The sequence below is a fragment of the Lysinibacillus sp. NPDC098008 genome, assembly GCF_044760715.1.
In the GTDB taxonomy this organism is placed as follows: domain Bacteria; phylum Bacillota; class Bacilli; order Bacillales_A; family Planococcaceae; genus Lysinibacillus.
In genome coordinates this window covers 59,646-72,668 of the sequence record NZ_JBIWBA010000009.1, presented here as the reverse complement: position 1 = coordinate 72,668, position 13,023 = coordinate 59,646, and the positions used below count along the sequence as shown (strand labels likewise).

General features: G+C 39.9%; 14 protein-coding genes and 1 other annotated feature. Of the genes, 6 read left to right on the top strand and 8 right to left on the bottom strand.

What is annotated here, in order from left to right; all coding sequences use genetic code 11:
* Positions 1-8 precede the first annotated feature (8 nt).
* Genes hemC through hemL form a run of 4 tightly spaced genes read left to right on the top strand, consistent with a single transcriptional unit; the run spans position 9 to position 3,962 of the window.
* Positions 9-941: a hydroxymethylbilane synthase gene (gene hemC / locus ACIQVU_RS10275; protein WP_340806754.1), complete on the top strand. Its 933-nt coding sequence runs from the start codon at positions 9-11 to the stop codon at positions 939-941.
* The gene (locus tag ACIQVU_RS10270) at positions 931-1,692 is read left to right on the top strand and encodes a uroporphyrinogen-III synthase (RefSeq protein WP_340806752.1); all 762 of its coding nucleotides are present in this window, start codon (positions 931-933) and stop codon (positions 1,690-1,692) included. The genes hemC and ACIQVU_RS10270 overlap by 11 nt, the downstream gene beginning before the upstream one ends.
* The gene (gene hemB / locus ACIQVU_RS10265; protein ID WP_340806751.1) at positions 1,689-2,669 is read left to right on the top strand and encodes a porphobilinogen synthase; all 981 of its coding nucleotides are present in this window, start codon (positions 1,689-1,691) and stop codon (positions 2,667-2,669) included. The genes ACIQVU_RS10270 and hemB overlap by 4 nt, the downstream gene beginning before the upstream one ends.
* On the top strand, positions 2,670-3,962 hold the full coding sequence (hemL, locus tag ACIQVU_RS10260) for a glutamate-1-semialdehyde 2,1-aminomutase (protein ID WP_340806749.1): 1,293 nt from the start codon (positions 2,670-2,672) through the stop codon (positions 3,960-3,962). It begins immediately after the preceding gene.
* Positions 3,963-4,245: 283 nt separating this feature from the next.
* Here the strand turns inward: hemL and ACIQVU_RS10255 are convergent, their stop codons facing one another.
* From ACIQVU_RS10255 to purB, 7 genes are read right to left on the bottom strand one after another with little or no spacing between them, the layout of a single operon-like run.
* Positions 4,246-5,541, bottom strand: a complete 1,296-nt coding sequence (locus tag ACIQVU_RS10255) for an MmgE/PrpD family protein (protein WP_340806747.1) — start codon at positions 5,539-5,541, stop codon at positions 4,246-4,248.
* On the bottom strand, positions 5,532-6,683 hold the full coding sequence (locus ACIQVU_RS10250; protein ID WP_402895332.1) for an amidohydrolase: 1,152 nt from the start codon (positions 6,681-6,683) through the stop codon (positions 5,532-5,534). The genes ACIQVU_RS10255 and ACIQVU_RS10250 overlap by 10 nt, the downstream gene beginning before the upstream one ends.
* Entirely contained in the window at positions 6,683-7,435 is a 753-nt protein-coding gene (locus ACIQVU_RS10245; protein ID WP_340806744.1) for an amino acid ABC transporter ATP-binding protein, read from the bottom strand. Before ACIQVU_RS10245 ends, ACIQVU_RS10250 begins: the two co-directional genes overlap by 1 nt.
* A gap of 12 nt (positions 7,436-7,447) precedes the next feature.
* On the bottom strand, positions 7,448-8,119 hold the full coding sequence (locus ACIQVU_RS10240; RefSeq protein ID WP_340808598.1) for an amino acid ABC transporter permease: 672 nt from the start codon (positions 8,117-8,119) through the stop codon (positions 7,448-7,450).
* A gap of 33 nt (positions 8,120-8,152) precedes the next feature.
* On the bottom strand, positions 8,153-8,965 hold the full coding sequence (locus ACIQVU_RS10235; RefSeq protein ID WP_340806742.1) for an amino acid ABC transporter substrate-binding protein: 813 nt from the start codon (positions 8,963-8,965) through the stop codon (positions 8,153-8,155).
* 3 nt (positions 8,966-8,968) lie between these two features.
* The gene (locus ACIQVU_RS10230; RefSeq protein ID WP_340806740.1) at positions 8,969-9,463 is read right to left on the bottom strand and encodes a GNAT family N-acetyltransferase; all 495 of its coding nucleotides are present in this window, start codon (positions 9,461-9,463) and stop codon (positions 8,969-8,971) included.
* Complete coding sequence (gene purB, locus ACIQVU_RS10225; protein WP_340806739.1) at positions 9,460-10,827, bottom strand: adenylosuccinate lyase; 1,368 nt, start codon at positions 10,825-10,827, stop codon at positions 9,460-9,462. The genes ACIQVU_RS10230 and purB overlap by 4 nt, the downstream gene beginning before the upstream one ends.
* Before the next feature lie 396 nt (positions 10,828-11,223).
* Between purB and ACIQVU_RS10220 the strand changes: the two genes are divergently transcribed.
* Together ACIQVU_RS10220 and ACIQVU_RS10215 are read left to right on the top strand one after the other, a co-directional pair.
* Positions 11,224-11,670 carry an SRPBCC family protein gene (locus ACIQVU_RS10220; RefSeq protein ID WP_340806738.1) on the top strand — a complete coding sequence of 149 codons (447 nt, stop codon included), beginning with the start codon at positions 11,224-11,226 and terminating at the stop codon, positions 11,668-11,670.
* Between the two features lie 140 nt (positions 11,671-11,810).
* Positions 11,811-12,461, top strand: coding sequence for a valyl-tRNA synthetase (locus ACIQVU_RS10215; RefSeq protein ID WP_340806736.1), 651 nt, complete (start codon positions 11,811-11,813; stop codon positions 12,459-12,461).
* Here the strand turns inward: ACIQVU_RS10215 and ACIQVU_RS10210 are convergent.
* Positions 12,438-12,632 (bottom strand): hypothetical protein, encoded by a 195-nt coding sequence (locus tag ACIQVU_RS10210; RefSeq protein WP_083448603.1) that lies wholly within the window; start codon positions 12,630-12,632, stop codon positions 12,438-12,440. The two genes, ACIQVU_RS10215 and ACIQVU_RS10210, sit on opposite strands and share 24 nt — an antisense overlap.
* A 91-nt stretch (positions 12,633-12,723) precedes the next feature.
* Positions 12,724-12,966 (top strand) — a binding site (T-box leader).
* Positions 12,967-13,023: the final 57 nt, after the last annotated feature.

Here is a 13,023-nt window from a genome sequence, read left to right as displayed (position 1 = left end):
GGAGACGGTTGAGAAAAATTATTGTAGGTTCTAGGAGAAGTAAGTTAGCACTAACGCAAACAAATTGGTTTATTAATGAATTAAAGGCAGCGGGTGCACCATTTGAATTTGAAGTGAAAGAAATTGTCACAAAAGGTGATCGAATTTTAGATGTGCAACTATCAAAAGTAGGTGGAAAAGGGCTATTTGTTAAAGAAATTGAACAAGCTCTTTACGATAAAGAAATTGACTTTGCTGTGCATTCAATGAAAGATATGCCTGCTGTATTACCAGAGGGATTAGTAATTGGCTGTATTCCTTCGCGCGAAGATGCGCGTGATGCATTTATTTCGAACGGGCATGTAAAATTTGCCGATCTTCCTGCTGGGGCTGTTGTAGGAACAAGCTCGTTACGTCGTAGTGCACAGCTATTAACGGTGCGTCCGGACCTTGAAATTAAGTGGATTCGAGGAAATGTGGATACACGTTTAGCAAAGCTGGAAGCAGAAGAATATGATGCCATTATTTTAGCAGCAGCAGGCTTAAAGCGACTTGGCTGGAGTGATGATGTCGTGACTGAATTTTTACCTGTAGAGCATTGTTTGCCAGCAGTAGCACAAGGCTCTCTAGGCATTGAGTGTCGTGCTGATGATGCGGAGCTATTAGCTGAATTAGCAAAGCTTACAGATGCAGCAACATGGCAAGAGGCACAGGCAGAACGTGCATTTTTAGCAGCGATGGATGGTGGCTGCCAAGTACCTATCGCTGGTTATGCAACTTCAAATGGAGCTGAGATTACATTGACGGGTCTTGTTGCCGCACCGGATGCCTCTGTGGTGTATAAGGAAACAGTTGTAGGAACAGACGCACAAAAGATCGGAGAGGAGCTTGCTGCTATTTTAACAGAGCAAGGTGCTTTCGACTTAATTCAGCGTGTAAAGGCAGAGCAAGATGCCGAGTAATTTACCGTTAAAGGGTAAAACAATACTTTTAACAGGTACAGCTAAGACAACGTCAATTATAGATGATATTACAGCGTTAGGTGGCCATGCAGTGATGGCACCATTAATTGAAACTTGTGAGCGCATAAATAGCGATGATGCAGAGTATATAAAGCTTGCACAGCAATTAGATTGGTTAATTTTCACAAGTCAAAATGCTGTAGATGCCTTTGCGAATAAGATACAACGTCATCAGTTAAACATACAAGCCATTCAAGGAAAAATTGCTGCGATTGGAACGAAAACAACAGCAGCATTAGAGCAGCTAGGATTTCAAGTGAGCTTTATGCCTTCTGTATTTAGTGCCGATATTTTCATTAAAGAATTTCCAAGTGTCGCAGGTAGTAAGCCAACTTGTCTGTTTATTCGTGGAGCAAAGGCAAAGCGTACATTGAAAGATGGTTTACCCTTTGCAATACAGGAATGGACTGTTTATGAAACAGTTGAACGACACGACCAGCAAGCTGTTATTATGAATTGCCTCCAGCATCACCAAGATGTAACGGTGATTTTTGCTAGTCCTTCAGCGGTAGATGTGTACGCAAAGGATGTAGCATCGCAAATTGGCTGGGGTGCAACACGTATTGCGGCAATCGGTCATATTACAGAGGCAGCTCTTCAACAATACGGTGCAACTGTGGATATTATGCCAAGCGTATATACAATGGAAGCAGTCATCGAAGAAATAATGAAAGTAGGGGACAAAACATGACAAAACTTCAATTTCAAAGACATCGTCGTTTACGTGCAAATGCTGCGATGCGAGCAATGGTAAAGGAAACATATTTACATAAAGAGGACTTGATTTATCCAATTTTTGTAATCGAAGGCAACGATATTAAAAATGAAGTACATTCAATGCCTGGCGTTTTTCAATTTTCATTGGATAAGCTAGAAGCAGAAATTGATGAGGTTGTAGCATTAGGAATTCCTGCGGTTATTTTATTTGGCTTACCGGCTGAAAAAGATGCAGTTGGAACTGGTGCGTTCCATGACCATGGCATTGTACAAGAAGCGACTCGACTCATTAAAGCACGTCACCCTGAGCTTTTAGTCATTGCAGATACATGCTTATGTGAATTTACAGATCATGGGCATTGTGGCTTAATTGAGGGCGACCAAATTTTAAATGACCCTTCATTGGATGTTTTAGCACGTACAGCCATATCTCAAGCAAAAGCTGGTGCAGATATTATTGCACCATCTAATATGATGGATGGCTTTGTGGCTGCAATCCGTGCAGGGTTAGATGAGGCTGGCTTTGAACATATTCCTATTATGTCGTATGCAGTGAAATATGCTTCTAGCTATTATGGCCCATTCCGCGATGCTGCAGATGGTGCGCCACAATTTGGCGATCGTAAATCCTATCAAATGGACCCATCGAATCGTTTAGAGGCATTCCGTGAAGCAGAGTCAGATATTGAAGAGGGCGCAGATTTCTTAATTGTTAAGCCTGCCCTTAGCTACTTAGATATTATTCGAGATATGAAAAATAACTATCCATTACCGCTTGTTGCGTACAATGTTTCAGGGGAATATGCAATGATTAAAGCGGCTGCTATAAATGGTTGGATTGAAGAGAAAAAAGTTGTGCTTGAAACATTATTAGGCATGAAACGTGCAGGCTCTGATTTAATCATTACGTATCATGCAAAAGATGTTGCACGCTGGTTGGAGGAGAAGTAAATGACACGTTCTTACGAAAAATCAAAACAAGCATATGCAGAAGCTGTACAATTAATGCCAGGTGGTGTGAGTAGCCCGGTGCGTGCATTCAAATCAGTCAATATGGACCCGATTTTTATGGAATCAGGTCATGGTGCTATCATTAAAGATATTGATGGCAATGAATATATTGATTATGTATTGTCTTGGGGACCGCTTATTTTAGGGCATACACATCCGGAGGTAGTGAAAGCCATTGCTGATACAGCTGCAAAGGGTTCTTCCTTTGGCGCACCAAGCTATACAGAAAATCGTTTGGCACAATTAGTGTTAGACCGCCTGCCGGGGATGGAAATGATTCGTTTTGTTTCCTCAGGAACAGAGGCGACAATGTCTGCGTTACGTGTCGCTCGTGGTGTAACAGGGCGTGATAAAATCTTAAAATTCGAAGGCTCTTATCACGGTCATGGTGATTCATTATTGATTAAAGCTGGCTCTGGTGTTGCAACATTAGGTTTACCTGATAGCCCTGGTGTACCAGCAGATATTGCTCGCAATACATTAACAGTTGCCTATAATGATTTAGAAGGGGCAAAAGTAGTGTTCGAAAAATTCGGTGCAGAGCTAGCGGCAGTCATTGTTGAGCCAGTTGCAGGAAATATGGGTGTTGTACCACCACAACCAGGCTTTTTAGAAGGCTTACGTGCCCTTACAACTGAGCATGGTGCATTGTTAATTTTTGATGAGGTTATGACTGGCTTCCGCGTAGACTATGGCTGTGCACAAGGCTACTTTAATGTAACACCTGATATGACGACTTTAGGTAAAGTAATTGGTGGCGGCCTTCCTGTAGGTGCATTTGCAGGGAAGAAAGAAATTATGGAGCAAGTAGCTCCAGCAGGTCCTATTTATCAAGCAGGCACATTATCAGGAAATCCATTAGCGATGACAGCAGGCTATGAAACATTATCACGTTTAGACCATAGCACATATGATTACTTTACAAAGCTAGGCGATCAGCTCGAAACTGGCTTCCGTGAAGCGGCAACGAAATATAATATCCCACATACGGTTAATCGTGCTGGCTCAATGATCGGCTTTTTCTTCACAAATGAGGATGTCGTAGACTTTGCCTCTGCGAAAACATCTGATTTACAGTTGTTTGCGGAATATTTCCGTTTAATGGCGGAAGAAGGTATCTTCCTACCACCATCACAATTTGAAGGCTTATTTATTTCCACAGCTCATACAGAGGAGCATATTGCCAAAACGGTAAAGGCTTTCCACAACGTATTTGCGCAATTAGCGAGATAATAAAGAACTATAGCTTTATGAACCACTACCTGTTAGTTGATAGGTAGTGGTTTTTGTATATTGTGAAAATTAAGCGGATAGTTTGAGCTTGTTGATAGTTAGGGAATAGGAGGGAGCTATCTTGAAAAAAGATATGATAAAGGTGATAACTATTTTTAGTGTCTAGGTACACTTTATAGTTTTATCCGTTCCTATTTTCTTCATTATTTTTTATCAGAGAAGCAATAAAAAACAAGAAGCCCTTTATTATGAGGACTTCTTGTAGAGGTAGCCTATCAAATTATTAAAGCAGTTGTAATAACGAAGAAACCTTTGAGCCGTTTAATGCACGGATAGCGGCAATAATCGTATCAGCTTGCTCCGTAACTGAAGCGAGCTTGCTCTCTAATTCCGCTGTTGTTAATGGATTAGAAGGGGAGCCCTTTGGATTAATGCCTCTGGCAGATAATTGTGTGCCATCTGTTAAGCGAATATCTATTTGCGTGTATTTGGACACAGCTTCAAGGTCGTTGGAGCGCTTTACTTTTTTCATATACTGTTGCAATGTGCTATCAATTGGTTCTGGTAGAAAAGAAGCTAAATGCAAAGGTCTATTGGCTAAAATTAATGACACAATATATTCGATGCTAAAGCGGCCTTCCTCACATGTTTTTGGTTCACGAATCACAAGGGCGGCATCGCTATAATGAGAGAAGGTAATATGAATTTCTTCGATTTTTTCAGCAGTGATTGGGCCAATTTGTAATGCGGCATCAATGCCAAAATAAGAGCCAGAGCAGCAAGGATATAGCTTAAACCATAGCCCTGGTGAGGAGATACGCCAAGTTGCAGATGTTACATCTAACAATAATGCCTCTGCCTTTTTTGGTGTATTTTCACCATATAACGATAAAAAGCCAATATAGCCTTCTAAGCTATTATCATTTACGTGCATACCTACTTGTGCAAAACGAATCGCCTCGATAGCATGTTTGGCAGCAATACCTGCATGTAAAGGCTTTGTTTCTGTACCGAAATGAACGCGCATCCCGCTCGCCATTGTTGTCGCAAAGCCAATTGTACGGCATGTATCATCCACTGTTAAGCCAATTAAATATGCACCTGCAATGGCTGCACCGACAATGCCAATCGTTGACGTATTATGCCAGCCTTTTTCGTAATGAACATTGGATAGGGCAAGAGCAAGCTTTGCCATCGCCTCTACACCAATGGCATAGGCTTGTATCAAGCGTATACCTGTCGTATTTTCATCACATAAAGCAAACAATGTTGGGAGTAATACAGCACTCGGATGTCCTCGTAGCTCATGGTGTACATCATCAAAGTCTAGTGCATGTGCCATAAAGCCATTAATTAAAGCAGCTTGCTCAGGTGATGTATAAATAGAGTGACCAATCACCTTACTTGTCCCCGCATCAGCAAGCTGTAATAATTTATGTACGCCTGGATCATCTTTGCCACAATGGGTGACAGCGACAAAGTCAATAAGCCCACGCTTGGCATCTTCAATGGCAGCGATGTCTAGAGGCTTTAAAAATAGTTGATGAACAAAGCGCCTTGTAATATGGTTTACTGCCATTGCTTCAACACACTCACTGCAAGATTAGCAAAATAAGTAGCAGCAACAGCTATTGCATCCTCATTTAAACGATATTGAGGATGATGCCAGCCAAATGGCCCATCTACACCTACCCATACAAAATATCCAGGAATACGCTCTTGATAAAAGGCAAAATCTTCACCAGCAGGAACCATTTCGGCTTCAACCGCTTGATAACCACTTATATGAGCAGCCTCCTGCAGTACGTCTGTAAAGCGTGCATCGTTAAGGACGGTTGGTAAATAAGGGAACCATCTGAAATCAGCTGTTGCGCCATAGCTTGTAGCAATACCTTCCGCTAATGCTTTCATACGCTGTGGAATAGTAGCACGTGACGTGGCTTGGAATGTGCGTACAGTACCCTCTAGCTCTGCTTTTTCTGGGATCACATTCCATGTATTACCTGCTTGTAATTTTGTTACAGATAACACGGAGTTATCGAAAGAAGAGATATTACGGCTAATAATGGATTGGAATGCAGTAACAATTTGACTGCTAATCACAATAGGGTCTATTGTGCTTTCGGGAATACCTGCATGTCCACCTGTTCCGATAATATCTAATTCAAAACGGTCAACACTTGCCATTAAGGGGCCTGCTTTAATACCAATTGTACCAACAGGTAAATCGGGCTTATTATGCATGCCGAAAATAGCCTCCACACCTTCTAAGACGCCTGCATTTGCGACATATTCTGCGCCTTGTGCAGTTTCCTCAGATGGCTGGAAAATAAAGCGCACAGTGCCTTTTAATAAATGGCGCTGTTGTTGTAATAAAATGGCTGTTCCTAGAATGGAGGCAGTATGGAAGTCATGTCCGCAAGCATGCATAACACCAGCGTTTTTAGAGCGGAATGGTACATCTGTTTGTTCTTCGATTGGCAGTGCATCAATATCAGCACGAATCGCAATGGTTGGCCCTTGCTGCTCGCCACGGACCTCTGCAATAACACCAACGCTCAATGGATACGTTAAAATCGTGATACCATGTTGCTGCAGCCAGTTCGTAATACGTTTTGTTGTTTCAAATTCTTGCATGGATAATTCAGGGTACTCATGCAATTCGCGTCGATAAGCAATTAATTGTTGTTGTAAGTCGTCTGTTATAGAAATAGAGGTCATCAAATGGCACCTTCACTTTCTGAAGTAATTTGTCGAATAAACTTTTTCGTGCGCTCCTGCTGTGCATTTGCAAAAAATTCCTTGGCAGGTCCTTGTTCCACAATATGGCCATCCGCCATAAAAATAATATGGTCAGCAACTTCTCGTGCAAAATCCATCTCATGTGTCACAATAATCATTGTTATTTTTTGTTCAGCTAATTTTTTAATAACATACAATACTTCTTGCACAAGCTCTGGGTCAAGGGAAGAAGTGGGCTCATCAAATAAAATCACATGCGGCTTTTGTGCGAGTGCACGGGCAATACTCACACGCTGCTGTTGTCCACCAGACATCGTGACAGGGTAATTATCACGCTTCGTTTCTAAGCCAACTTCGCTTAAAAGCTGCATACCAATTTTATCGGCTTCCGCTTTTGGTGTCTTTTTCACAACAATTAATGATTCTGTAACATTTTCTAATGCTGTTTTATTTTTATATAAATTATAGTTTTGGAACACCATTGCTGTTTTAGAGCGTAGGCTTTGAATATCCTTTTTTGTTGGCTTTGCGGCATCTAAACGTGCATCATCAATTTCGATGATGCCTTGTTGCGGCTGCTCTAAATAATTTAAGCAGCGGATCAGTGTCGATTTCCCAGAGCCAGAAGGACCGATAATTGCCAACACTTCACCTTGCTTAATTTCAAAGCTAATACCTTTTAAGACATCTAATGCACCAAAACTTTTGACTAAATTTGTTACTTTTAACATCAATCGTCACCTCTATGTTTTATATGGGCGATCCAAATATTTCTCGATCAGCTTTTGCACATACGTATAGACAACAATAATTGCCCAATATACTAATGCTACAGTTAAATAGGCTTCAAAGTAGCGGAAGGAGTTAGAGGCTTGCATTTTTGCCTCTGCAAAAATTTCGACTACACCAAGTGTAAAAGCAAGGGATGTTTCTTTAATTAAGCTAATAAATGTATTACCTGTACCTGGCAGAGCATTGCGTAAAGCTTGTGGCAAAATAATACGGCGATATGCTTGGAACTTTGACATACCTCCTGCAAGACATGCTTCTAGCTGTCCTTTTTCAACAGAAGCGAAGGCTGCACGGAAAATTTCAGCTAAAAAGGCAGCTTGCTTAAAACCTAAACCGATAATAGCGGCAGTGACAGCATCTAGCTTTGTAAAAACAGGGAACAGTTGCGGTAAACCGTAGTAAATTAAAAATAGCTGTACAAGCATTGGAATTGCTCGGAAGAAGGAAATATAGACATTGGCTGCGTAAATTAAAATTTTGAAGTTTGTTTTATATACCAGTGCTAAAGCTAAACCAATAGCTACGGCAATAATCATTGCGATTATTGCCATAAGTAATGTGATTGGAATGTACTTTAAAATGGCAGGGAGAACTTCAATCATATAAGAAAAATCTAAGTTCATATCCATCTGACGCCTTTCTGTACAAAATAGTGATTATTCTACTTTCACAGTGATATCTTCACCACCGTAATATTTTTCAGATATTTTTGTTAATGTACCGTCTTCACGTAATTTTTGAATTTCTGTATTGATCGCTTTAATTAATTCCTCATTTTCAGCTGTTTTACGGAATGGGAAGGCAACATCCTCATAGATAAATGGTTCGCCAACAAATTTTAATGGTAAATCACTTTTTTGAATTTCTGCTAATAAAGAAGACTTGGCATTGACATAGCCATCTACACGCTTGTTAATCGCTTCTAATTGTGCGCCATCACGGTTTTCATATGTACGAATCGTGATATCGCCGTTTTTATCAAAGCTTTCTAAGTTTTTCACGTTGTTTGAGCCAAGTACACCTGATACTGTTTTTCCTTTTAAATCATCTAATGTATTAATATCTGCATTGTCCTTATGTGTAACAATTGTCACCCCTGCATAAGAGTATGCATCAGAGAAAGCATATTTTTCTTTACGCTCATCCGTTACAGCAACGGCATTAGCAATTGTATCAATTTTATCAGCTTCTAGTTGCCCCATTAAGCCACTAAAATCCGAGTTTACCCATTCTACAGAGTAGCCTAGATTTGCAGCAATCGCTTCAATTACTTCTACATCAAAGCCCACTAATTTATCACCATCTTTATAGCCATTTGGATAAGATTGCCCTGTTGAGCCAACACGTAATACTTTGTTGTCATCAGCAGAATCTTTATCCGATCCTTGTTCGTTTGTGCTACCACCACATGCTGCTAATACAAGTGCGAATACAGCGATAAATGCTGTCAGTAAAATTTTCTTTTTCATCTATTAAGCCTCCAAAATGTTCTTTTTATAATAGTTTGTCAGATGACCCTTACCTAAATCTTTTTGCCCAAATTTTACATAGCCCTTTTTCTCATACATTGTGCCAAGCCATGGATGAGAGTCTGCTGTACCTAGTGTTACATAGGGTACTTTCAACTGCTCTTTCAATATGGTTGTTTCTAGCCATTCCAACAGAGCAGAGCCAATGCCTTTTTTTCCGCTATTGGGGAGGCTAGCAAACCAGCCAATATGTGGAACAGGGCAGGGACCGGGATTTGGTCCCCATGGCATACGGAGCGATACAGTGGATAGCACAACACCATCATCCTCTAAAAAATAGCAAAGATTATAGATTAAATGCGCTTGTACCTGCTGTAATGTAACGGTTGTTGCATCAAAATGTACGCCGTATTGTAAATTTTCTGCATAGGAAGCATGCAGTAAATTGCGCAATATTTCTGCATCATCGAGTGTTGCTGCACGATATGTATAGGTCATAAGCAAGCCTCCTCTTTCACCTGTTTGTAATGCGCTAAAACTTCCTCTACTTTTGCTGGTGCAAGCCCAACATAAGAGGCATAGTCGAAAATATTTGTTAATTGTTCTTCTGTGAAACTAGCTGTAATGCGTTCATCTTGTGCTAAAAGCTCTTTAAATGGCACATTGTTTTCAAGTGCTGTCATTGAAATTTCATAGAGAATATGGTGGGCAGTTTGCTTCCCAAATTGGCTAGAAAGCTCAAACATTATCTTTTCAGATAATAGTAAACCACCTAATTTGTCTAAGTTTTTCAACATATTTTGTGGCTTCACGACTAAGCCTTGTAATGCGGCAATGGTAGTAGCTAGCTGAGATGATAAGTAAATCGTGATTTCAGGTAAAGCAATCCATTCTGCACGCCATGACATGGCATCACGCTCATGTTCAACAATTAAGGAATGCTGCATCAGCGATACATTTTGTAAAATAGGGCGAGTTAAGCTTGCAATGCCCTCAAACATCGCTGGATTACGTTTATGTGGCATTGTGGATGAGCCGACATTTCCTTTGGAGAAAGGTTCCTCCACCTCATCAATCTCTGTGCGCATTAAGTTATAAAATTCATTGGCTAATTTGCCAAGCGTCCCACTAATAAAGCCAAGTACACTTGCGTATTCTGCTAAGCGATCACGTGAGGAGTGCCAGCAAATTTCAGGTGCTTGAAGTGCTAAAATTTCCATAGCACGCTGCTCAATAGCAATGCCCTGCTCTCCAAATGATGCATATGTACCAACACCACCGCTAATATTACCAGCAAAAGCGCGCTCCTCGATTTGTTGTAGACGCTCAATATGACGTAATATTTCGCTTAATACGACAGCCATTTTAAAGCCGAATGTTGTTGGCAAGCCTTGCATGCCATGTGAACGACCTGCGATTAATGTAAGCTTATGTTCTTTAGCAAGTACGGCTAGGGCATCTGCTACCTTCAATACATCACGTCGAATAATTTGATGTGCTTCTTTAAGTTGTAGGATAGTGCCTGTATCCACAATATCTTGTGTTGTAGCACCATAATGAACAAATTCGCCATGCTCGCCACTAATTTCTTGAATAGCCTTAATGGTTGGCATTAGTGAGTGTTTGAGCTTCGCCATATTTGCAGCAAGCTGTTCGAGATCGAAATGTGCTTGACTTGCTTGTTTGACAATTTCCTCAGCTGCTTCTTGGGGAATAACACCAAGCTCACCTTCTGCCTGTGCTAAAGCAATTTCTACAGCTAGATGCTTTTGTAATCTATTTTCATCAGACCAAACATTGCGCATTTCCTCTGTACCGAAGTTGTTTTTCAACATTATCATATCAATTACATGTGAGGGCATTTTATTATCTCCTTTTAAAACCAACTATTTCACTAAAGTTTATTATGAAACAAAGTATACTGGTTTACTCTGTTTTTATCAAGAATAATTTTAAAATTTTCGAATTTTTCTCTTAATTTGATTAAGCATTTTAAATAGGAAGAAAGTATAGTTATTTAGTGCAAATTTAATAACGTTAATTCTTAATTAATGATGGTTTATTCGTAGGAGATAATGACAAAAGGACTTCCATAAAGAGGAGGGTAACAAAAATTGTGCAGACTCTTTTCTAAAGGGGAGCTTCTGCGGATTGGAAAAAGGACTGTTTTTTGTCAAAATTATATCTTTCAGCATAGTCAAATTACGGGCAAAATCGTTTATAATAAAGCTATTCATAATAGAAAGTAGTGAAATGATATGGCAACAGGCACACATACGGTCGAAGTACCTGTAGGAATTGAACATGTATGGGATTTCGTTAGCGATATGGAAAAATGGGCAAAGCTTGTCCCAGGCTATAACGCACATAAAATGATTGATGATAAGCACTCTACATGGACTTTTAAAGGTAATGTTGGTGTTTTGAAAAAAACAGTAGAGGTAGAGATTACGATTTTAGAATGGGTAGCGCCAACAAAAGTAACTTTTGAATTGAAAGGTATTTCTGATAACTTTTCAGGAAATGGTTATTTCCTTGCAGAAAGCTTAGATGCTGAAAACACAAAAATGACAGGCTTTTTAGAAGTAACAGCAGGCGGATTAGCGGGTCCTGTTTTAAACCCAATTTTCAAACCTATCGTACCAAAAGCTACACAAATGCTAACAGATCGTGTAGCAAATAAAATTAAATTAGTGAATGTTTAATCAACATACGTAACAGTAAAAATGGCATGCTAGAGAGCAATTCTAGTATGCCATTTCTTTGTGAGCCTTCTCGCATACTATCCTTTGCATAGTCATATGATGCAAGGGGAGGGATTATTATCGAACACAAAACTTGGAAGATGTGTGAAACATTTTGTTTTCCTGGCTATGGTTGCCCAACAGAAATAGCAGCTGTGCAAATTAAACCACAGTGGCAGACAATGCAATTAGAGGACTCGCTTCGACTGATGGGTATTTACCATATTACTGCACATGTACGCTTTGATTTTCAGGATATGCAGGCTTATATGGAGCAAGAGGATATTATCGCTATTGATGCGCTTGATATTCAAGGGGATACGGGCTATTTTGAATATGCCGTACCTTTGCATATCGATTTGCCAAAAGAATCAGATGTAAAAGATTTAATGATTAAAGATATTCGCCCTAGTTTAACAAACCAAATGTGTCAACTGGAGTGGACAGTAACAAGTGTCTTTAATGAACTAGAACCTATTGTAGAAAAAGTGCCTGTAAGCGTTGCGGAGGAAGAACAGTCAGTTGCCATTGTAGCAGAAAGTGTGCCAGTAAAGCAGCATACTGCTGTAGCAGCTTCACACCAAGAGATAACGACAACAACAGATCAAAAAGTGACGCTGAGAGAATCCTCAAGCCATATTGTTGTACGTGAGTCGAGCTCTTGGCATGAAGTACCTTCAATGATTTGGGATTTAACGGAGGAATATACACCGCTAAAAGTCCGTGTTTCAAATGATATCTTTCAAAAGTAAGTAGCAAAGCAGCAGCAAAACTAGTAAAAAAATAAGATCGCCAGATGTTGGCACAATAATAACACGGATAAATTGAAAAGCACAAAGCGGTACGATAATCGTTCGACAATAGAAACGAATTTGTCGTAGCCATGGTGGTAAAAGCCAAGGGTTATATTTACGTCGACGCATTTAATGATTCACTTCCTTTTCACAGTTCCTAAAAACAATGAAATCACTTGAAAGACAACACGATTTTGCGGTACAATAAGGAAAATTCAATATGGATGCAATGATAGGGAAGAGTAAATTTGTTGTACATTTTAAGAGAGGAAATGGTAGCTGGGAAATTTCCATTTGTACGAAATTGAAGGTAGCCCTTGAGCAGCTTTAGTGAACTAATAGTAGTTAAAGCCGGTTAAACACCGTTACCGAATTAAGAGCCAGTAGGGTAGGCTAAGAAAAATTCTTAACCACTGCTGGAATTAAAGGTGGTACCGCGAACTAAAACTCCTTCGTCCTTTTAGACGACAGGAGTTTTTTTATTGGGTAAAAAATGAACAGCATTTCTTTACCAATAGTT